We start from the raw sequence: 22,469 nt of genomic DNA, 5'->3' as shown, positions 1-22,469 counted from the left end.
TTGGATTATAAGCTTAATATAAGGTTTCCCTATGGTATTTAGTTTTCTGTATTAATAGAATCTAGTTTATCTTTCATCTCTTTTTGTTTAGCGGTTTCACCCAATATACTATATATATTCATCAAGGTTGAAACTGCACTAACATTATTTGAATCTAGTTTCATAGCTTGTTCTAGATAAGGTACGGCTTCTTTGTAAACAACTTTACGTACTTCTACCAATTCATCATATTTTTTGTTATCAGCGCTAGAAGTTCCCAAATTATTCATTTCTTCAATTATGCTCTTTTCTTTTTCCAACACTACTGCCGCCATATTTATATATGCATTGACATAGTTTGGATTTAATTGAATCGATTTGGCATAATATTTTTTTGCATTTTCTACGTCACCAGATTCTGCGGACAATACGCCTAAATTATATTGTAGCTCTGCATTGTTTGGGTCTTTTTCAGTAGCTGTTTCCAAAAGTTTTTTAAACTCTTCATTGTTACCCATTTTGAAATAGATATTCGCTTCAGTTAAAATCAAATTAATGTCATCTGGACTCTCTGCTTTTGCATCTTTTATTGCAGCAATAGCTTTTTCATTATCACCATTTGTTACATAAATAAGCGCTACATTTTTAACAATCTCTGGCTTTTTTGATTCTGTCATACGCTCTCCTGGATTTATGTGTGTTCCTGATCTTACATATAAATCCCTAGCCGCTTTATCTAAAATATCTTCTTCTCCAGTTTCTTTATTTGTTGCATAAAACTGTTTTTCAATACCGGTATATCCTATTTTTTTAAGTTCTTCGTACAATTTCAAAGCCCTATCATATTCTTGCACATTAACAGCTGTAACAGCAGCGTAATATAAGAAGGTAGTGTCTTTTTCACTTAATCTGTAAGCTTTTTCAAAATATTTAGAGGACGTTGAAAAATCCTGTTTCTCATATAAATCATTCCCTTTAGTTAATATTGAATTAACCATGGTTTGTTTCAATTCATTACTTTCGGCTACATAAGCACCTTCAACGTTTCCTAAACTTTCAATAGCGGCATCAATATCCGTCATCGATCCAGCACCACCTGCGTACAAGGCTTGGGCGTTTAAGTAATAGTATTCAGCTTTAGTTTTTGCATCCATAGCAGACATTAAACTTTCCGCTTGCTTTAATGCTGATTTAGCTTCAGCATAATTGTTTCCTTTAATAGCTTTTTCTACAGCTTTCAATTCTTTCTTTTGTGCAAATGAAAATGCACTAATTGAAACTGCTAAAGCTATGATAATCTGTTTTTTCATTTTTAATAAATATTAGGTTCTTAATTGTCAATATTATTTTCTTCGTTATTATTATCAAGAGTTATGCCATCATCTTTGGCATCAGTATCTACAACGGGTTCATCTACGCTATCTTCATCATGCATCACTTTGGCTACGGCGGCAATGGAGTCGTTGTTCTTTAAATTTATGAGTTTAACACCTTGAGTGGCCCTGCCCATTAATCTTAAATCTTGAACAGCCAAACGAATAGCAATACCAGATTTATTGATAATCATTAAATCATCACTATCGGTCACACTTTTTATAGCTACTAAATTACCTGTTTTTTCTGTAATTGAAATGGTTTTTACGCCCTTTCCGCCTCTATTAGTTATTCTGTAAACAGGTTCTCCATCTTCAGGATCATCAATATAGGTTCGTTTACCATATCCATTTTCTGAAACAACTAATACAGATTCTTCTTGTGGGTTTTCAATGGTAATCATTCCAACAACTTCATCTTGGTCGTTAGCAAGCGTAATACCTCTTACACCAGAAGCGCTTCTGCCCATAGGCCTTGTTTTAGCTTCTTCAAATCTAACGGCTTTCCCAGATTTAAGTGCCAACATCACTTGGCTATTGCCGGTTGTTAATCTAGCCTCAAGTAAAATATCATCTTCTTTAATAGTTATGGCATTGATACCATTTGTCCTTGGTCTAGAATATTGCTCCAACAAAGTCTTTTTAACTTGACCTTGTTTAGTTGCCATAATGACGTAATGACTATTGATGTAGGCCTCATCCTTAAGATCTTGCGTACAAATAAAAGCTTTTACGGCATCATCTTGCTCAATGTTTATTAAATTCTGAATCGCTCTACCTTTTGAGGTTTTACTGCCTTCTGGAATTTCATAAACGCGCATCCAAAAGCATTTTCCTTTCTGGGTGAAGAATAGCATGTATTGATGGTTTGTGCCGACAAATAAATGCTCTAAGAAATCCTCATTTCTAGTAGTGGATGCTTTTTGACCAACACCTCCCCTGTTTTGGGTTTTATATTCAGATAAAGACGTACGTTTTATGTAGCCTGCATGCGAAATAGTAATCACTACTTTTTCATCGGCAATCATGTCTTCAATACTTAAATCGCCACCAGCATATTCTATGGTTGAACGACGTTCATCACCATATTTTTCTTTTACAACTGCCAATTCGTCTTTAATAATCTCCATACGACGCTCTTTTTTATCCAAGATATCTTTTAAGTCGATGATAAGTTTCATAATCTCCTCATACTCAGAACGCAATTTATCTTGCTCTAAGCCTGTAAGTTGACGTAAACGCATCTCGACAATGGCTTTAGCCTGTATATCTGAAAGTTCGAAACGTTTTATTAAGTTTTCACGGGCTTCATCAGCATTTGAAGAGGCTCTAATGATGGCAATCACTTCATCAATATTATCTGAAGCAATGATTAATCCTTCTAAAATATGGGCGCGTTCTTCCGCTTTGCGTAATTCATATGTAGTTCGTCTAACAACAACTTCATGTCTATGCTCAACAAAATAATGAATGAGTTCTTTTAAGTTTAATAACTGTGGACGTCCATTTACAAGTGCAATGTTATTAACACTGAAAGATGATTGTAACGCTGTGTATTTATATAATTTATTAAGAACGATATTTGGAATGGCATCACGTTTTAACACGTATACAATACGCATTCCATTTCTATCTGATTCATCACGAATGGTAGCAATTCCTTCTAATTTTTTTTCATTTACCAAATCCGCAGTTTTTTTAATCATTTCTGCTTTATTGATTTGATAAGGAATTTCAGTGACAATAATACATTCACGCCCTTGAACCTCTTCTATTATGGCTTTACCACGAACCACAATTTTACCACGACCGGTATGAAATGCTTCCTTAACCCCATCATAGCCATAAATGGTTCCTCCAGTTGGGAAATCTGGTGCCTTAACGTGTTTAATTAACTCGTCAATTTCTATGTCTGTATTTTCAATATAAGCAATAATACCATTAACGACTTCAGTTATATTGTGAGGCGGCATATTTGTAGCCATACCAACTGCAATACCAGAGGCACCGTTAACTAAAAGCCCAGGAATGCGAGTTGGTAATACGGTTGGCTCATGCAATGTATCATCAAAATTCAATTTATGATCTACCGTTTCTTTTTCAATATCTGCCAGCATATCTTCAGATATTTTACGCATACGTGCTTCTGTATAACGCATGGCGGCTGGACTATCGCCATCTATAGAACCAAAATTACCTTGACCATCTACCAACATATAGCGTAAGCTCCATTCTTGAGCCATGCGTACCATGGCATCATAAACTGAAGTATCACCGTGTGGGTGGTATTTACCTAAAACTTCACCAACTATTCTTGCTGATTTTTTATGTGCCGTATTTGATCTAACTCCCAGTTCGTGCATACCATAAAGTACACGTCTGTGAACAGGTTTTAAACCATCTCTTACATCTGGTAGCGCACGTGACACAATGACCGACATTGAGTAATCAATGTAAGCCGATTTCATTTCATCTTCAATGTTAATAGGGATCAATTTTTCTCCTTCTGCCATAGATATTTAATTAAGTTTTTATGAGTATTTCAAAACGTGCTAATATACGCATTTCAATAGTTAAATAAGGTGTTTTTACCTTGCTTTTTCGTAGTTTTTATTAACAATCAACCACTGGTTTTTCGTTGATAAGTATGCTGTTAAAAATTTTGATTTTATAAACTTTTTTTCGTCAATTAGCGACTTACAGTCATTATTAGGGCATAGTTTTTGCCTATGGTAAAATGTTTTACTATTTTTATTGCAGAAAGAAGGTATTTTATGGATGATAATTTTTCCCCAAGAGTAAAGGACGTCATAGCTTACAGTAAAGAAGAAGCACTTAGGTTAGGCCATGATTTTATTGGTACTGAACATTTAATGCTTGGTTTATTAAGAGACGGAAATGGCAAGGCCATTGACATTTTAAACGCCCTAGATATAGATTTGAATCATTTAAGACGTAAAGTAGAAATACTGAGCCCCGCTAACCCTACTGTATCCATATCCTCAAATCAAAAAAAGAATTTGCACCTAACAAGGCAAGCAGAACGCGCTTTAAAAACGACTTTTTTAGAGGCCAAGCTTTTTCAAAGTACATCCATAAATACAGCACACCTACTTTTATGTATTTTGAGAAATGAAAACGATCCAACTACCAAGCTTTTAAATAAGCTTAAAGTTGATTATGATAACGTTAAAGAACAATTCAAGTCTATGATTACAAACGATAATAATTTTATTGAACCAAAATCGGAATCTTTTCAAGATGATGATGCCCATAATGACGACGACACAACAAAAGACAGTCTGTTTAATTCCCCTGCAGGGAAAACAAATAAAAAATCCAAAACACCTGTTTTGGATAATTTTGGACGTGATTTAACTGCACAAGCTGAAGAAGGAAAATTAGATCCTGTGGTCGGTAGGGAAAAAGAAATTGAACGTGTGTCCCAAATATTAAGCAGACGAAAAAAGAATAACCCATTACTTATCGGAGAACCTGGAGTGGGTAAATCTGCTATTGCTGAAGGACTTGCTTTAAGAATTGTGAAACGAAAAGTATCACGTATTCTTTTCAATAAACGTGTTGTAACGCTTGACTTAGCGAGCTTAGTGGCTGGCACCAAGTATCGCGGACAGTTTGAAGAGCGTATGAAAGCCGTTATGAACGAGCTTGAAAAAAATGATGATGTTATTTTATTTATTGATGAAATCCACACGATTGTCGGTGCGGGTGGTGCAACAGGAAGTTTAGATGCCTCCAACATGTTTAAACCTGCGTTGGCAAGAGGTGAAATTCAATGCATTGGCGCAACAACACTTGATGAATACCGACAGTATATTGAAAAAGATGGTGCTTTAGAGCGTCGTTTTCAAAAAGTCATCGTAGAGCCTACTACGGTTGAAGAAACTATTGAAATCCTTAACAACATCAAAGGTAAATACGAAGATCATCATAACGTAGATTATACCCCAGAAGCTATTGAAGCTTGTGTAAAACTTACAAACCGTTATATGACAGAACGTTTTTTACCAGACAAAGCCATTGATGCTTTGGACGAAGCTGGTTCAAGAGTTCATATCATAAATATTGAAGTTCCGAAGCAAATTTTGGAACTGGAAAAACAATTGGAAGAGGTTAAGGAAACCAAAAATTCTGTTGTAAGAAAGCAAAAATATGAAGAGGCAGCTAAACTTCGTGATGATGAAAAACGTATTGAAAAAGAATTAGCCATCGCTCAAGAAAAATGGGAAGAAGAAACCAAACAGCACCGCGAAATAGTTACGGAAGATAATGTGGCCGATGTGGTGTCTATGATGACTGGAATTCCAGTGAATAGAATTGCACAAACCGAAATCAACAAACTTGCGGAATTACCCAATTTGATAAAAGGTAAAGTTATTGGCCAAGATGATGCCGTTGCCAAGGTTGTAAAAGCAATCCAACGTAACCGTGCGGGTTTAAAAGACCCAAACAAACCGATTGGATCATTTATATTTTTAGGTCAAACAGGTGTGGGTAAAACACAGTTGGCCAAAGTGTTATCTAGGGAATTATTTGATAGTGAAGATTCTTTAGTTAGAATCGATATGAGTGAATACATGGAGAAATTTGCTATCTCAAGATTGGTTGGAGCACCTCCAGGATATGTTGGGTATGAAGAAGGTGGTCAATTAACCGAAAAAGTGAGACGCAAACCTTATGCTGTTATTCTTTTAGATGAAATTGAAAAAGCACATCCAGATGTTTTCAATATGCTTCTACAAGTGCTCGATGATGGTTATTTGACGGATAGTTTAGGTAGAAAAATAGATTTTAGAAATACGATTATCATCATGACTTCCAACATTGGAGCCAGAAAACTTAAAGATTTTGGTACTGGTATTGGGTTTGGTACATCGTCACAAAAAGAACAAGAAGATGCCAATGCAAAAAGTATCATTGAAAATGCGTTGAAAAAATCGTTTGCTCCCGAGTTTTTAAACAGAATTGATGATGTGGTTGTGTTCAATCCTTTAGAGCGAGAAGACATCAACAAAATCATTGATATTGAATTGAACAAACTTTTATTAAGAATTAAAGATTTAGGATATATCCTAGAACTTAGCGATACTGCTAAAGACTATATTGCTGATAAAGGTTTTGATAAACAATACGGTGCCAGACCATTAAAACGTGCCATTCAAAAGTATATTGAAGATGCTTTAGCTGAAGAAATCATAACATCTCATTTACAAGACGGTGATAAGATTTTAATAGATTTAGATAAGACAACCGATGAATTAAAAATCAAGGTTGAAAAAGCTGAAAAACCAGCTGAGTCATAAAGTCATTGAAAGTATGTTTAAAGCCTAAAATCAATGATTTTAGGCTTTTTTTTTTAATCTTGACGTTGTTGTGGCACTCTTAATAATAAAATGATTCCTGCTAAAAAGAACAAGAATAAAAAAAGAATGCCATTTCGCATACTGCCAGTTATTTGGTCAATTGTTGCAAAAATGACCATCCCAATAACAATACCAATTTTTTCAGCAACATCATAAAAACTAAAATACGATGTGGTATCTTCTGTTTCTGGTAAAAACTTTGAATAGGTAGATCGCGCTAAAGCTTGAATCCCTCCCATGACCAACCCTACTAATGATGCTGCTATATAAAATTGCAAAGGTGTTTCCATAAAAAAAGCATAAAAACACAAGCTCATCCAAATAAAATTAATAAAAATCAATGTTCTTATATTTCCAAATCTAGCTGAAGCTTTTGATGTTAAAATAGCTCCAATGATGGCAACTAACTGTATAATCAATATACTGACTATTAAGCCCGTCGTTTTTTCACCATCACTTCCCCAAGCAATTTCTTCCTCACCAAAATAAACCGCTACCAACATAATGGTTTGAACGGCCATACTGAATACAAAAAAAGCATATAAATAACGCTTCAATCTTAAATTTTGTTTCAATTCTTTCCAAACCAATCGCAATTCCCTCAGTCCATTAAATACAATCGCTTTGGTGACTTTATGTCCAGACGACGTTCCTTTAGGCAACCAATAAAATGAATACTGACTGAATAATACCCACCACAATCCTACTGTGATAAAGGAAACCTTCATAGCTTCAAAAGAAGCTGCATTCTTGGCTTTTAGCAAAGCTTCTTGAATTTCTTTATCTGTTGCCGTTTTACTTATTGATTCAGGTATGCTTATATCAAATCCAAAATATTGAGGGAACATCACCATTCCGAGATTTAATATCAACAGAATAACACTCCCAAGATAACCATATGAAAATCCTTTGGCACTCACTTTATCTTGTTGGTCTTCAAAAGCAATATCAGGCAAATACGAATTATAAAAAACCAAACTACCCCAATAACCAATCAATCCCATGAAATAGAATAGCAAACTCACATGGATTTTATCTGGAGAAATATCAAACCAATATAATCCGATACAACCAGCACTTCCAACATAACAGAAAAACTTCATGAAATTTTTCTTATTTCCGACATAATCGGCAATGCCAGAAAGAATTGGAGATGTAAAAGCAACAACCAAAAATGTAAATGCTGTTACAAACGTTATTAGTGCCGTACTTTTAAATTCGAATCCAAAAGCATTTACAACTTTTATGTCGTTCAAAAATAATGATGAATAAAATATTGGGAATATGGACGAAGCTATAGTTAAAGTATAAACTGAGTTAGCCCAATCATAAAAAGCCCAAGCATTTAATAGCTTTTTGCTTCCTTTTTCTAATACTGCCATAATAAAAAAGCTGCCCTTTTATAAGCAGCTTCTAAAGTAATTAAATATTTTATATAACTAGAATTTTCCTAAAGGTCTATATGTTGTGACCCCAAACTTTTTAGCTTCCTCTTTTGCCATTGGAGCCAATTTTTTAAGCTCGGCAATACGAGAATCATTTGATGGATGCGTACTTAAAAATTCTGGTGGTGCTTGTCCGCCACTATTAGCTTTCATACGCACCCATAATTCTGCGGCTTCATCCGGATTATAACCGGCAACTGCCATTAAATACAATCCTATTTTGTCGGCCTCAGACTCATGGCTTCTGCTAAAAGGCAACATTACCCCAACTTGAGAACCAATGCCATATGCTTGATTAAACATATTTCTGCTTTGCTCATCTTTTATAGCAACATTACCTGCCACAGCACCTATCTGTTGTAACATGCCTGCACTCATACGTTGCTGTCCATGGTTGGCTAGCGCGTGCGCCACTTCATGCCCCATAATAGCAGCGATGGCTGTTTCATTTTCAGCAATTGGTAAAATTCCAGTGTAGAAAACTATTTTTCCTCCGGGCATACACCAAGCGTTCACTGTTTTATCATCAACTAAATTATACTCCCATTTGTAATCGTTAAGATAACCTTGCTGTCCATTAGCATTCATCCAACGCTCCGTAGCTGCTTTAATTCGCTCTCCCACCCTAGTAATCATCTCTGCCTGTTTTGTGCCTTTAATAACTTTATTTTCATTCAGAAACTGATTATATTGTGCAAATGATGTAGGAAAGAGTTGAGAATTAGGCACTAAGGCCAATGTTGATTTTCCTGTAAATGGATTGGTAGCACAAGAAATGATTAGTGCTATGGCTGCAAATCCTAGAAATGTTTTTTTAAGTTTCATTGTTTGAATGTTTAGAAAATATTTTTAATAAAAATACAAAAATCGTTCCTTTCGTATATTACATTTACTTTTTTGTTTATTATATAATTCAAATATTTTTTATTGAAATACGTAATGCTTGGTGTATATTATCGACAAAAATAAAAACTGTTGTAATTACTATGAAAAAAATAATATTATTGTTCATTACTGTAGGCCTAATAAGTTGTAACGGAAATGCACAAAAGGAAAGTAAAAAAGCATCAAAAACGTATAAAGTTACCAAAACAGAGGCAGAATGGAAATCACAACTTTCTGCATTAGAGTATCATGTTTTAAGGGAAGAAGGCACCGAAAGGGCTTTTACAAGTCCTTTAAATGAAAACTATAAAAAAGGTGTATATGTTTGTAAAGCTTGTAACACACCTTTATTTAAAAGTGAAAACAAATTTGATTCTGGTACAGGATGGCCAAGTTTTGATCAAGAAATAAAAGGTAATGTTGCTTTTTCAGGTGGTTCAGAATATTATGGAATAGAGGAACATTGTGCTACATGCGGTGGCCATATAGGTCATGTATTTAACGATGGACCTAAAAATACAACAGGTAAGCGCCATTGCATCAATGGTGTTGCTTTAAAATTTATACCGAAAAATGACTAAATATAAAATAGACAAAACAGAAAACGAGTGGCGTAAAGAGCTTTCTGATGAAGAGTATAGAATTCTGAGGCAGAAAGGCACCGAAAGACCACATACTGGAAAATATAATCTTCACTTTGAAAAAGGTATTTATAGCTGTGCTGCCTGTGGTCAAAAATTATTTGAAAGTGATAGTAAGTTTGATGCACATTGCGGTTGGCCGAGTTTTGATAAATCCATCAAAGGTACCGTTGAATATGTTCTAGATAAAAGTCATGGTATGCTTAGAACCGAAATTGTTTGTTCTAATTGTGGTGGCCATTTAGGGCATGTGTTTAATGATGGGCCGACTGAAACTGGCACTAGATATTGTGTAAATTCGGTTAGTATCGATTTTGAAAAAGATGGACAGTAGTTTTTTAACAAGTGCCGTAAAACAATTTGAATATTATAAAAGTTTGGGAGAAAAAACGTTTAATCAACTATCCTTTGAAGAATTGAAAATGGAATTTGCAGAAAATTCAAATTCTATAGTGATAATAGTAAAACATTTAGTTGGCAATATGTTAAGCAGGTGGACTCATTTTTTGACTGAAGATGGCGAAAAAGAATGGCGGCAACGTGATTTAGAGTTTGAAGACACATATACATCAAAAGAAGATCTATTAACAGATTGGAATAAAGGATGGAATTTCTTGTTCAGTGCTTTAAATGAATTGACAGAAGCAGATTTAGAACGCATCATCTACATAAGAAATCAAGAACATACAGTTACCGAAGCCATTAATAGGCAATTGGCACACTACCCTTATCATATTGGACAAATTGTGTTTTTAGGAAAACTTATAAAAGGTAAGGATTGGCAATCGTTATCCATTTCAAAAGGTAATTCCAAAAAATATAACGAAGAAAAGTTCAGTAAAGAAAAAGGTCGACGTCATTTTACGGATGACTTGTAAAATATCACTTTTTCAACTTCTTCTTAAAGGGTCTTATAATTAACCTAGCCTCCCTATCGAACCTGATATAATTATATACCCAATTAATAAAAACGACCATACGGTTTCTAAAACCTATGAGAAAAAACAGGTGCACATACATCCATACATACCAGGCAAAAATACCTTGAAATTTAAAGTGTTTTAAATCTACTACTGCTTTGTTTCTTCCGATAGTAGCCATAACGCCCTTATCTTTATACACAAAAGGTTGCATAGGTTTTTGCTCTATTAACCGAATCATATTATCGCCTAATTGGTCCCCTTGCTGAATGGCCGGTTGTGCCATCATGGGTAAGCCCTCTGGATAAGCCTCATCAACCAAACACGCTATATCACCAACTGCGAAAATATTTTCAAACCCTTTAACTTGGTTGAATTCGTTGACCAAAAGTCTATTACCTCTCGTGACTAATTCAGCAGTATCCAAGCCTTTAATGGTTGCTCCCATAACACCGGCAGCCCAAATTAAGGTGGCTGTTTCAAAAGTTAAGTCGGTGTTCGTCGTTACTGTTTTTCCATCATAATTGGTGACCCTCACATTTTTCCATATGTTAACCCCTAGTTTCTCTAAAAAATCTTCGGCTTTTTGGGATGCTTGTGCACTCATACCCTTTAAAATAGTATCCCCCGATTGAAGGATATGAATTTGTGCCAAGCGCGTATCTAAATCGGGATAATCCTTTGGTAAAATCCCTTTTTTAATTTCGGCCAAAGCGCCTGCCAATTCAATACCTGTCGGTCCACCTCCCACAATCACAAAATTCATCAAAGAATTGCGTTCATTTAAATCTGAAGTCAATAAAGCTTCCTCAAAATTTTCAAGAATCAAACTTCTTAAATTAAGAGATTGCGGTATGGTTTTCATGGCCATACTATTCGCTTTTATGGTTTCATTTCCAAAATAATTGGTTTTAGAACCCGATGCAATCACCAGATAATCAAATTTAAGCTCCCCAATATCCGTTATAACTTTATTGTTTACGGTATCAATTTCATCAACATGCGCCAATCTAAAATAAAAGTTGGGGAAATCCTTAAGTATTTTCCGTATTGGATATGCTATAGAATCTGGTTCCAGTCCGCCAGTAGAGACTTGGTATAATAAAGGTTGAAATGTATGGTAATTATGTTTATCCAATAACACCACTTGAACTTCTTGTTTCGATAATTTTTTTGCCAGTGAAATTCCAGCAAACCCACCTCCAATAATGACTATTCTAGGATAACTTGTTCTTGGTATGTTCATATATTGATGCTTACAAGACAAAGGTAACATAAAGATGTAAATTTATGGAGTTCTAAATTCTTTATTAGAATTCGATTTTGTAAATTCGTAACCTAAAATTTAAGTAATGAATAAATACGATATTATAGTTCTTGGAAGTGGTCCGGGTGGATATGTAACAGCTATTAGAGCTTCTCAATTAGGCTTTAAAACAGCAGTTGTTGAAAAGGAAAATCTTGGTGGTGTATGTTTAAATTGGGGCTGTATTCCTACGAAAGCATTATTAAAATCGGCTCAGGTTTTTGAATATTTAAAACATGCGGGCGATTACGGACTTTCTGTTAAAGATTATGATAAAGATTTTGATGCCGTAGTAAAACGTAGTCGTGGTGTTGCAGATGGCATGAGCAAAGGTGTTCAGTTTTTAATGAAGAAAAATAAAATCGATGTCATTGAAGGCTACGGAAAACTAAAACCTGGTAAAAAAGTTGATGTTAATGGTACAGAATATAGTGCCGATCATATTATTATTGCTACCGGGGCGCGTTCCCGTGAATTGCCCAGTTTACCACAAGATGGTAAAAAAGTTATTGGTTATAGAGAAGCCATGAGTTTAACTTCGCAACCAAAAAAGATGATTGTTGTAGGTTCTGGTGCTATTGGTGTTGAGTTTGCCTATTTCTACAATTCTATGGGAACGGAAGTAACCATTGTAGAGTTTTTACCAAATATCGTTCCTGTTGAAGATGAAGATATTTCTAAACAATTAGAGAAGTCTTTTAAAAAGAGTGGTATTAATATTATGACGTCTGCTGAAGTTACTAAAGTTGATACGTCTGGCAATGGTGTCAAAGCAACGGTAAAAACAAGTAATGGCGAAGAAGTTCTTGAAGCAGATATTATTTTATCTGCCGTAGGTATTAAAACCAATATTGAAAACATTGGCTTGGAAGATGTGGGGATTGTGGTTGATCGAGATAAAATTTTGGTTGATAAATACTACAAAACAAACATTCCTGGTTATTATGCCATTGGTGATGTCACACCCGGACAAGCATTGGCACATGTAGCATCGGCTGAAGGTATTTTATGTGTGGAAAATATTAAAGGCATGCATGTTGAAGCTTTAGATTATGGCAATATTCCGGGCTGCACCTATTGCTCTCCAGAAATTGCTAGTGTAGGTTTAACCGAAAAACAAGCTAAGGATAAAGGTTTTGATATTAAAGTTGGTAAATTTCCGTTTACGGCTTCTGGAAAAGCAAAAGCAAGCGGGAATCCTGATGGTTTTGTGAAAGTTATTTTTGATGCCAAATATGGCGAATGGTTAGGTTGCCACATGATTGGCGCTGGCGTCACCGATATGATTGCTGAAGCTGTTTTAGGCAGAAAGCTTGAAACTACTGGGCATGATGTTTTAAAAGCCGTACATCCTCACCCGACTATGAGTGAAGCGGTTATGGAAGCTGTGGCTGCTGCTTATGATGAAGTGATTCATCTTTAAACAACTTTGAAAATTAGATAGTTAGACAAATTAGATTTGACATAAAAAAGTTCCAGTATAATCTGGAACTTTTTGTTTTTATTGAATATATGCTTATCTAAATTTCTAAAAATCTAATTATGTCTAATATTCTAAATAGTCTGTTACAAAAAACTTTGAATCGCCAATTCATAACTCTGTAATCCAAAACCAAGAATAACGCCTTTGGCATTTGGGGAAATATAAGAGCTATGTCTAAATTCTTCCCTGCTAAATGTATTGGAAATATGTACTTCTACAACAGGCGTTTCAATGGCTTTTACGGCATCACCAATGCCAATAGACGTATGTGTATAAGCAGCAGCATTTAAAACGATGCCATCATAGGTAAATCCGACTTCTTGTAATTTATCAATAAGTTCACCTTCTATATTGGATTGAAAATAATCAATTTTTACTTTTGGATACTTATCTTTGATGGTCTCAAGAAATTCCGTAAACGTTAAACTTCCATAAATCTCAGGTTCACGTTTACCCAGTAAATTTAAGTTCGGACCGTTAATTATGATTAGTTTTTTCATGCAGCAAATATATTAAAAATTGAATATAAAAAAAGGAAGCTAGATAGCTTCCTTTTTAAATCATTAAATAAAATTATTTAGAAAAAATATCCAACAGAAAGTTGTATTACATTATTTTTTATGTCACCGTCTCCATCAGCAATATTTCCTAAACCTAAATTATAACGTGCTGCAAAATTTAAACCACTTTCCAATTTATAACCTAAACCAAGAGCTCCACTAAAATCTGTGCTTTTAAAAGCATCTTTAACATCTTCTCCTTCCGCATCAGCAGAGATTAAGAATCCTACTTGTGGACCAACTTCAATACTAAATCCTTCAGCTACCAAAAACTTAGCAAGAATAGGAAGATTTATATAATCCATTTTAAGATTATTATCTTCAAAAGAAGCTCCTTGTGATGAATAAAGAAGTTCAGGTTGTACAGCAAATTTCTCTGAAATACCAATTTCAGCTAAAGCACCAACATGAAAAGATGTTCTACCATCAAGACCATCAGCATCATCTCCAGATAATGATGCAAAGTTAACACCAGCTTTTGCTCCGAATTTTACCTCTTGAGCATTTACATTACTCATTGCGAATATCGCAATAACTGCGGATAATAATAGTTTTTTCATAATTTTTATAATTAAATTTGGTTAATTCGCAACAAAAGAAGGTATTTTATTTCATATTGACAAATGAATTCTGATATATTTTAACTTTTAATCTGAATAATTTACGTTTCAACGAGTTACATTTTAATATTCATTTCTTATATATTTAATTTATTTTTACATCTATGAAATGGGAAAACGCACTTAAAGATTATCAACTCTATTTAAAGATAGAACGTGGCTTGTCTAAAAATTCCATTGATAATTATACTTTAGATGTGAAGAAACTCATTTTATATCTTGAGGAAAACCAAATCTCGCATACTCCTATTTCTATTACGTCGGAAATTGTTCAACAGTTTATTTATGAGCTCGCAAAAAGTGCCAATGCTCGGTCACAATCTAGAATCATCTCTGGCTTACGTAGTTTCTTTAGCTATTTAATTTTTGAGGATTATAGAGATGATAATCCGTTAGAACTGATTGAATCGCCTAAAATTGGAGTCAAGCTTCCAGACACTTTAGCAGAGGAAGAAATAGATAACCTTATTAATGCCATAGATTTAAGTAAACCTGAAGGTGAACGGAACATAGCCATCCTAGAAACCTTATATGGTTGTGGTTTGCGGGTAAGTGAATTGGTGAATTTAAAATTATCCGATTTATTTTTTGAGGAAGGTTTTATTAAAGTCACGGGCAAAGGCGATAAACAACGTTTTGTGCCGATTGTTGAAACAACCCAAAAATATATCAACATTTACAGAAAGGAAGTCCGTTCCCATATTAAGATACAATCCGGATTTGAAGATACGCTATTCTTAAACCGACGAGGAAAACAGCTTACTCGAGCTATGATTTTCACCATCATTAAACAACTAGCTGATAAAATCGGACTCAAAAAAAGTATTTCTCCGCATACGTTCCGTCATTCGTTTGCAACCCACTTATTGCAAAATAATGCCGATTTACGATCCATACAACTCATGTTGGGGCATGAAAGTATAACAACCACAGAAATTTATGTTCATCTGGATAAAAGTCATTTAACCAAAGTGGTTCAAAAATATCATCCAAGGAAATAGTTGTTAGCTGTTAGCACAAATTAAAAAATCCAGTATAAACTGGATTTTTACTATAAATTTTTTTATTATGGATTCCAGCCTTCTCAGGAAATCGAAGATTCGACGCAGTCAATGACAAAAACTATTTAGCGATATTGACAGCTCTTGTTTCTCGAATTACGGTGATTTTAACTTGTCCTGGATAAGTCATATCCGTTTGTATTTTTTGGGAAATACTGAATGACAACTCTGCTGCCTTTTGATCATCAACTTTTTCGCTTTCTACAATCACACGCAACTCTCTACCCGCTTGAATGGCATAAGCCTTTTTAACACCTTGAAAACCAAAAGCGATATCTTCCAAATCTTTTAAACGTTGGATGTAGCTATCCAATACTTGACGCCTTGCTCCTGGCCTAGCACCAGAAATCGCATCACAAACTTGAATAATTGGAGATATTAAGAATTTCATCTCTACTTCGTCATGGTGGGCACCAATGGCATTGCAAACTTCTTCTTTTTCACCATATTTTTCAGCCCATTGCATTCCAAGAATCGCGTGTGGCGTTTCCATATCCGCTTCAGCATCCGGCACTTTTCCTATATCGTGTAAAAGACCGGCACGTTTTGCCAATTTCGGATTCAATCCTAATTCCGCCGCCATCACACCACAAAGTTTAGCAACTTCACGGGAGTGTTGTAACAAATTTTGTCCGTAAGAAGAACGATATTTCATTCTTCCTACCATTTTAATAAGCTCAGGATGTAAATTATGGATACCCAAATCGATAACCGTACGCTTACCTATTTCAATGATTTCCTGTTCAATTTGCTTTTTGGTTTTTTCTACAACCTCTTCAATACGTGCTGGATGGATTCTACCATCGGTCACTAATTTATGTAGCGATAAGCGCGCTATTTCACGTCTCACAGAATCGAAACAAGACAATATAATAGCTTCTGGTGTGTCGTCTACTATAATTTCTACACCAGTGGCAGCTTCAATAGCTCTAATGTTTCTTCCTTCACGGCCAATAATTCGACCTTTAACATCATCAGACTCTATATTAAATACGGACACGCAATTATCAACGGCTTCTTCAGTGCCTATGCGTTGAATGGTGTTAATAATGATTTTTTTAGCTTCTTGTTGCGCAGTAAGTTTTGCTTCTTCAACAGCACCTTGCACAAAGGCCATGGCTTCATTTTTCGCTTGACCCTTTAAAGATTCTATTAATTGTGCTTTGGCATCTTCTGCAGAAAGACTCGAAATAACCTCCAACTGTTCTACTTGGCTTTTATGAAGTCTGCCAATTTCAATTTCCTTTTTATCAAGAATATCCAGTCTGTGACTGTAATCTTTTATTTTAGCTTCTAAAGATTCGTTTAATGTTTTCGATTTATTTAATTCACTAGAAATTTGAGATTCCTTATCCCTTGTGCGTTTTTCAGCTTCTGCCATTTGTTTATCGCGAGACAAAATAACCTTTTCATGCTCAGCTTTAAGTTCAATAAATTTTTCTTTAGCCTGAAGAATTTTATCTTTTTTAATGGCTTCACCTTCACTATTTGCTTCTTTCAAAATGGAAGCTGCTGATTTTTTTGCTTCCCTAACAAGTTTTGAAGCATTGTTTTTTTCTAATGTTTTGGCTATAATAAATCCTATTACAATCCCTAATACTACGCCTCCAATAATTATTATAATTGAGTTATCCATGTTATTTAGTTGGTTTTATATATAAAAAAAGCCTACACCAGCGTAAAATTTTGTATAAACTCCTTAAAACAAGTTTAGGGCTAACAAGCTGATCAAGGATCTGCTCAAGGCAGCATGCTTTTACAACTTAAACTCACCCTTTTTAAGAGAATTAACGTTGAGTTTATCAAAAATAAATAACCAATGTAGGCAGTAACTTTAATGTATTTTAAAGAACGTTAAGAGATTAAGTGAGCATGTAATAATTCGTCAAGCGCTTGAAGTTTTTCTTCTAAATGCTCATTTACACTCTCTTTATCAATTGATTTTTGTTCTACTTGAGAAGCAAACTGTAAAGCACACATGGCCAAAACATCCTGTTTATCCCTCACAGAATAACTTTCCTCAAATTGCTTAATCATCACTTCAATGTTTTTAGCTGCTTTGCGTAATCCTTCTTCTTGACTTGCATCAATAGTTAAAGGATATACTCTGTTAGCTATAGATAGCTTTATTTTAAGCTTTTCTGACATTGAATTTAATTAGCATTAATCGGATAGTTGAGCAATACAATGATCTATATCCCTAATTAATGCGTTTATTTTAAGCTTAGTCTCTCGTTTATTTTCATCACTGCCAAGTATTGTATTTGCCATTTTAAGAGCTTCATATTTTTCTTCCCAAGCCACAATTTGTAGCTGTTTGCCTTGAAGTTGTTGCTTTGATATCTCTAACTCTTCATTCAACTTTAAATTAGCACGCTTTAAAACCTCAAGTTTATGTAAGACCTTACTAATTTTGTTTTCTAGAGAATCTACAATGTCTTCAATGTTACTCATTTGCAAATTTCAATACTTATCTCACAAAGTTAACATAGATAACTATAAATTACAATTGTTTTTACATAAAATTTAAATTAATTCGTTATTGCTCATTATCAACACAATGGATTGATTTTTGTTTTATGCTTTGTTGATTCATATCAAATTAATATTTTAGCCAGATACCCAAAAATGCATTTACCCATTTTTATTATGAAGTTAGCCCCTTTTTTTTTACTATTTATTTCAACATATATTAGTGCCCAGAACAATTATCCACAAGATTATTTTGGAAGTCCATTGGAAATTCCATTGATATTATCTGGTAATTTTGCCGAATTACGCTCTAACCATTTTCATTCTGGTTTAGATATTAAAACCCAACAACGTATTGGTTTAAAAGTATTAGCCGCCGCCGATGGATTTGTAAGTAGAATTAAAATCCAACATTATGGCTACGGAAAAACGTTATACATCACGCACCCTAATGGCTATACCACTGTATATGCGCATTTATCTGAATACTCCCCTGAGATTGAAGCGTATGTTAAAAAACATCAATATAAAGTAGAGTCTTACGAAATTGAGGTGTTTCCAAATACTGGAGAATTATTGGTGAAAAAAGGCGAACTGGTTGCATATAGTGGAAATTCTGGAGGTTCTGGCGGGCCGCATCTTCATTTTGAAATTCGAAACAAAGAAGAGCATGCCATAAACCCAATGCTTTTTGGTATTGACATTAAAGACACGTCTAAACCTATAATTACATCGCTTTATGCTTACCCAATTGGAGATAGTTCGACCGTAAATAAATCCCAAACAAAACAAAAACTCAAGTTAACCCCCTTAAAAAATGGTGATTACATGGCTGAAAGCGTTAATGCCTTTGGAGATATCGGATTTGCCATCAATACCTTTGACCGACAAGATTTTGGGGCCAATAGCAACGGCGTTTACAACATACAGACTTTTATTAATGGCAGTCAGAACTTTGAAGTCGATTTTAGAAAGTTTTCATTTGATGAAACAAATCGTCTCAACAGATTTATAGATTACGAGCATTTTAAAACCAAGCAAGAACGGATTCAAAAATTATTTAGTGATAATAATGATCTTAGCATGCTAAAATCAATAAAAAACAATGGAATCTTAACCATACAAGATAGCACTAACCTAGTCTATAAAATTCGCGTGAGTGATTATAAAAGTAATGAGGCATGGATAACAATTCCTATAAAAGGTAGTAAAGCAACCAACGCTCTAAATCAGGGCAAAAAAACCACACCATATTTTGTGTACACAAAAGGAACTACCAATTTAAAGGAAGGAAATGTATCTGTTGATATTTTTCCTGACACTTTTTACGATGATTATTACCTTGATTTTAAAGTGAAAAACGATACGCTTTTTTTGGAAAAGGATGTTGTCCCACTTAAAAAAACCTTTAATATAAGCTACGATATAACCAACTATTCTGATGCAGATAAAAGCAAGCTTTACATTGCTAGGCTAATTGGTGCAAAAAAATATCCTGTCTATGAGAATACCAAAAGGAAAGGCAATATTTTAACAAGTAGTATAAAAAATCTTGGGACTTTTGCTTTGGCTAGAGATAATGTAAAACCAACCATTACGCCTTTAAATTTTAAAGATAATCAATGGATTAGTGATTTTAGATATTTGAAAATCAAAATTAGCGATGCCCAAACAGATATTTCAAATTTTAGAGCTACCATAAACGACAAATGGATTTTAATGGAATACGATTACAAAACCAAAACCCTTACTTACGATTTTAATGATGCGGTTAGCAATGAAACTAAGAACAATTTAAAGGTTATTGTTACGGATAATGTTGGAAATAGTGCTACTTTTGAAGCAACTTTTTATAGAAAATAAATAAACACGTTTGAAAACAAAATTTTGGTTTATTGTTCTCATTTTTTCTTCGATAACACGACTTAGTTATTCGCAAACAGCTACTATAAAAGGGGTCATTCTTGATGAAAACAGTATTGCTATTGAAAACGTCAATATAAAAGCTGGACTTATAGGGACACAAACTAATAAAAATGGTTTTTTCATCATTAAAATTCCTGCTAACCAAGATGTAGAAATAGAATTCACGCATATATCCCACAAAAAAGTTGTTAGCACATTCAATCTTAAAAATGGTGAGGATTTTGAATTCAACCCAGTGATGAACAACACTATCGAACAAATGTCGACAGTTGTGGTATCCAGCAAACGCCAAAAAGAAGTTGAAGGCATTACCACTTTAAATCCAGAGACCATTAGAAAAATTCCAGGTGCCAATGCAGGTATCGAAAATTTATTATTAACACTTCCAGGCGTGAGCAATAACAACGAGCTGAGCACACAATATGCCGTACGTGGTGGTAATTATGACGAAAATTTGGTGTATGTGAATGATATTGAAGTCTATCGTCCGTTTTTAATACGCTCCGGGCAACAAGAAGGCTTAAGTTTTGTGAATACGGATTTGGTTCAGAACGTTGATTTTTCACCTGGAGGTTTTCAAGCTAAATATGGTGATAAATTATCTTCTGTTCTGGATATTACTTATAAAAACCCTTATCAATTTGAGGTTAATGCCGATTTAAGTCTGTTAGGCGGCAGTTTGTCAGTTGAAAACATCAGTAACGATTCTAAATTTACAGGAATTGTAGGTGTTCGTTACCGAGACAATAGTTTATTGGTTGATGAAAAGGAAACCGAAGCCAATTTTAAACCAGCATTTGCTGATGCCCAGACGTTCTTGACTTATAAATTTTCCGATAAATTCCATTTAAATTTTTTAGGAAATGCTTCTATTAATAAATATGATTATCAACCAGAAGCACGACAAACCAATTTTGGTACCTTAAGCGAGCCTAAAGCTCTTATTGTGTTTTATGATGGGCAAGAAAAAGATCAATACCAAACCTATTTTGGAGCCTTTAAAGGCACTTATTTTGCCAATGATGATTTAACACTAAAACTTATTGCCTCTACTTACCATACCACCGAAGAAGAATATTTTGATATTTTGGCGCAATACAGACTTGGTGAAGTGAACAGCAATATTGGTGATGAAAATTTAGGTGAGGTTGAATTTAGTGAAGGTGTTGGGAGCCAGTTGAATCATGGCAGAAATGATTTGGACGCCCTCATAACAAATATTGAACATAAAGGCGATTTTAATATTGATGATAATCGTATCGAATGGTCTGTAAAATATACCAATGAGGATATTCGCGACCGTTTGATAGAATGGGAAGTTATAGATTCGGCAGGTTTCTCAATCAGACCGCCAAAAACAACCCCTATAAATGAACAACCTTATCTACCTTATGAAGGGCCATTAGTGCCATTTCAAAATGTTAGAGCCACAAATTACGTTACCATTAACCGATTGCAAGCATATACGCAATGGAGTAAACGTGCCATGTTGGGAACAAGCGATGTTTGGTATAATGCAGGTATTCGCGTTCATAATTGGTCGGTTTCCGGTGATAACTTATCATCATCAAACCAAACAGTTTTTAGTCCGCGTGCCCAATTCACCATAAAACCTTATTGGGAAAAAGATATGCTTTTTAGGATTGCTGGCGGATTATATTATCAACCACCATTTTACAGAGAGCTAAGGGATTCGGCTGGTATTGTTAATCCTAATGTAAAAGCACAAAAATCATTTCATTTGGTTTTAGGAAACGATTACAGTTTTAAAATGTGGAACCGACCTTTTAAACTCACCACAGAAGCTTATTACAAAAAACTGACCGATGTTAATCCGTACACCTTAGAAAACGTCCGTATTCGTTACAGAGCTAATAATAATGCTGAAGCGTATGCGTATGGATTGGACATGCGACTTAACGGTGAATTTGTACCGGGAACAGAATCATGGTTTAGTTTTAGTTATTTAAAAACCGAGGAGAATATAGATGATAGAGGTTACATAGCAAGACCAACAGATCAACGTTTAAAGTTTGCGGCGCTATTTCAAGATTATGTACCCAACATCCCAAATATGAAAATGTATTTAAACTTAGTTTATAATACAGGTTTACCGGGAGGCTCACCTAGCTATGCGGAGTCATATGAATACCAAACTAGATTACCCGATTATAAACGAGCCGATATTGGTTTTCAATTTGTTTTGGTTGACGAAAACAAACCATTTAAAACTGGTTGGAAAAAACCTTTTAAAGAACTCTCTTTTGGTGTTGAAATCTTTAACATATTTGATGTACAAAATTCCATTACCAATACTTGGGTAAGAGATGTTTATAGCAAACGCCAATACGCTATTCCAAATTACTTAACACCAAGGGTTTTTAATGTGAGAACAACCATGAAGTTTTAATTTA

The 22,469-nt window shown here is 34.5% G+C and carries 18 protein-coding genes and 1 other RNA gene; 8 read left to right on the top strand and 11 right to left on the bottom strand.

The window, feature by feature from the left end:
* Positions 1-38 precede the first annotated feature (38 nt).
* Together CDH50_RS08085 and gyrA are read right to left on the bottom strand one after the other, a co-directional pair.
* On the bottom strand, positions 39-1,289 hold the full coding sequence (locus tag CDH50_RS08085; RefSeq protein ID WP_100611499.1) for a tetratricopeptide repeat protein: 1,251 nt from the start codon (positions 1,287-1,289) through the stop codon (positions 39-41).
* Positions 1,290-1,309: 20 nt separating this feature from the next.
* Positions 1,310-3,865, bottom strand: coding sequence for a DNA gyrase subunit A (gyrA, locus tag CDH50_RS08080; protein ID WP_100611498.1), 2,556 nt, complete (start codon positions 3,863-3,865; stop codon positions 1,310-1,312).
* A gap of 261 nt (positions 3,866-4,126) precedes the next feature.
* On the opposite strand from gyrA, the gene CDH50_RS08075 reads away from it, so the two are divergent.
* On the top strand, positions 4,127-6,676 hold the full coding sequence (locus CDH50_RS08075) for an ATP-dependent Clp protease ATP-binding subunit (protein WP_100611731.1): 2,550 nt from the start codon (positions 4,127-4,129) through the stop codon (positions 6,674-6,676).
* A gap of 53 nt (positions 6,677-6,729) precedes the next feature.
* Here the strand turns inward: CDH50_RS08075 and CDH50_RS08070 are convergent, their stop codons facing one another.
* Both CDH50_RS08070 and CDH50_RS08065 read right to left on the bottom strand, forming a co-directional pair.
* On the bottom strand, positions 6,730-8,118 hold the full coding sequence (locus tag CDH50_RS08070) for an MFS transporter (protein WP_100611497.1): 1,389 nt from the start codon (positions 8,116-8,118) through the stop codon (positions 6,730-6,732).
* 57 nt (positions 8,119-8,175) lie between these two features.
* Complete coding sequence (locus CDH50_RS08065) at positions 8,176-9,006, bottom strand: M48 family metallopeptidase (RefSeq protein WP_100611496.1); 831 nt, start codon at positions 9,004-9,006, stop codon at positions 8,176-8,178.
* A gap of 161 nt (positions 9,007-9,167) precedes the next feature.
* Here CDH50_RS08065 and msrB (CDH50_RS08060) point away from each other — a divergent pair, with 161 nt between their 5' ends.
* From msrB (CDH50_RS08060) to CDH50_RS08050, 3 genes are read left to right on the top strand one after another with little or no spacing between them, the layout of a single operon-like run.
* Positions 9,168-9,647, top strand: coding sequence for a peptide-methionine (R)-S-oxide reductase MsrB (msrB, locus tag CDH50_RS08060; RefSeq protein ID WP_100611729.1), 480 nt, complete (start codon positions 9,168-9,170; stop codon positions 9,645-9,647).
* On the top strand, positions 9,640-10,041 hold the full coding sequence (msrB, locus tag CDH50_RS08055; RefSeq protein ID WP_100611495.1) for a peptide-methionine (R)-S-oxide reductase MsrB: 402 nt from the start codon (positions 9,640-9,642) through the stop codon (positions 10,039-10,041). The genes msrB (CDH50_RS08060) and msrB (CDH50_RS08055) overlap by 8 nt, the downstream gene beginning before the upstream one ends.
* Positions 10,031-10,585 (top strand): DUF1572 family protein, encoded by a 555-nt coding sequence (locus tag CDH50_RS08050; protein ID WP_100611494.1) that lies wholly within the window; start codon positions 10,031-10,033, stop codon positions 10,583-10,585. Before msrB (CDH50_RS08055) ends, CDH50_RS08050 begins: the two co-directional genes overlap by 11 nt.
* Before the next feature lie 4 nt (positions 10,586-10,589).
* Here CDH50_RS08050 and CDH50_RS08045 read toward each other — a convergent pair whose 3' ends face one another.
* Positions 10,590-11,873 carry an NAD(P)/FAD-dependent oxidoreductase gene (locus tag CDH50_RS08045; RefSeq protein ID WP_100611493.1) on the bottom strand — a complete coding sequence of 428 codons (1,284 nt, stop codon included), beginning with the start codon at positions 11,871-11,873 and terminating at the stop codon, positions 10,590-10,592.
* Between the two features lie 106 nt (positions 11,874-11,979).
* On the opposite strand from CDH50_RS08045, the gene lpdA reads away from it, so the two are divergent.
* Entirely contained in the window at positions 11,980-13,356 is a 1,377-nt protein-coding gene (lpdA, locus tag CDH50_RS08040; protein ID WP_100611492.1) for a dihydrolipoyl dehydrogenase, read from the top strand.
* A gap of 143 nt (positions 13,357-13,499) precedes the next feature.
* Here lpdA and aroQ read toward each other — a convergent pair whose 3' ends face one another.
* Positions 13,500-13,916, bottom strand: a complete 417-nt coding sequence (gene aroQ, locus CDH50_RS08035) for a type II 3-dehydroquinate dehydratase (protein ID WP_100611491.1) — start codon at positions 13,914-13,916, stop codon at positions 13,500-13,502.
* 77 nt (positions 13,917-13,993) lie between these two features.
* Positions 13,994-14,536: a porin family protein gene (locus tag CDH50_RS08030; RefSeq protein ID WP_100611490.1), complete on the bottom strand. Its 543-nt coding sequence runs from the start codon at positions 14,534-14,536 to the stop codon at positions 13,994-13,996.
* A gap of 164 nt (positions 14,537-14,700) precedes the next feature.
* Between CDH50_RS08030 and xerA the strand changes: the two genes are divergently transcribed.
* Positions 14,701-15,597: a site-specific tyrosine recombinase/integron integrase gene (xerA, locus tag CDH50_RS08025; protein ID WP_100611489.1), complete on the top strand. Its 897-nt coding sequence runs from the start codon at positions 14,701-14,703 to the stop codon at positions 15,595-15,597.
* Positions 15,598-15,718: 121 nt separating this feature from the next.
* Here xerA and rny read toward each other — a convergent pair whose 3' ends face one another.
* From rny to CDH50_RS08005, 4 genes are all read right to left on the bottom strand, one after another.
* A complete protein-coding gene (gene rny, locus CDH50_RS08020; RefSeq protein WP_100611488.1) occupies positions 15,719-17,293 on the bottom strand; it encodes a ribonuclease Y in 1,575 nt (524 codons plus the stop codon).
* A 56-nt stretch (positions 17,294-17,349) separates the two neighbouring features.
* Positions 17,350-17,456, bottom strand: a non-coding RNA gene (ssrS, locus tag CDH50_RS08015) — 6S RNA.
* Between the two features lie 55 nt (positions 17,457-17,511).
* Positions 17,512-17,805, bottom strand: a complete 294-nt coding sequence (locus CDH50_RS08010; protein WP_100611487.1) for a cell division protein ZapA — start codon at positions 17,803-17,805, stop codon at positions 17,512-17,514.
* Positions 17,806-17,820: 15 nt separating this feature from the next.
* The gene (locus CDH50_RS08005) at positions 17,821-18,111 is read right to left on the bottom strand and encodes a hypothetical protein (protein WP_100611486.1); all 291 of its coding nucleotides are present in this window, start codon (positions 18,109-18,111) and stop codon (positions 17,821-17,823) included.
* A gap of 195 nt (positions 18,112-18,306) precedes the next feature.
* On the opposite strand from CDH50_RS08005, the gene CDH50_RS08000 reads away from it, so the two are divergent.
* Together CDH50_RS08000 and CDH50_RS07995 are read left to right on the top strand one after the other, a co-directional pair.
* Positions 18,307-19,992: a M23 family metallopeptidase gene (locus CDH50_RS08000; RefSeq protein WP_100611727.1), complete on the top strand. Its 1,686-nt coding sequence runs from the start codon at positions 18,307-18,309 to the stop codon at positions 19,990-19,992.
* A gap of 10 nt (positions 19,993-20,002) precedes the next feature.
* Positions 20,003-22,465: a TonB-dependent receptor gene (locus CDH50_RS07995; RefSeq protein ID WP_232731983.1), complete on the top strand. Its 2,463-nt coding sequence runs from the start codon at positions 20,003-20,005 to the stop codon at positions 22,463-22,465.
* The last annotated feature ends 4 nt before the right edge of the window (positions 22,466-22,469 follow it).

The organism is Confluentibacter lentus (assembly GCF_002806995.1).
GTDB lineage: Bacteria > Bacteroidota > Bacteroidia > Flavobacteriales > Flavobacteriaceae > Confluentibacter > Confluentibacter lentus.
The sequence above is the reverse complement of the archived record's forward strand: the minus strand, read 5'-3'. Positions and strand labels throughout refer to the sequence as shown.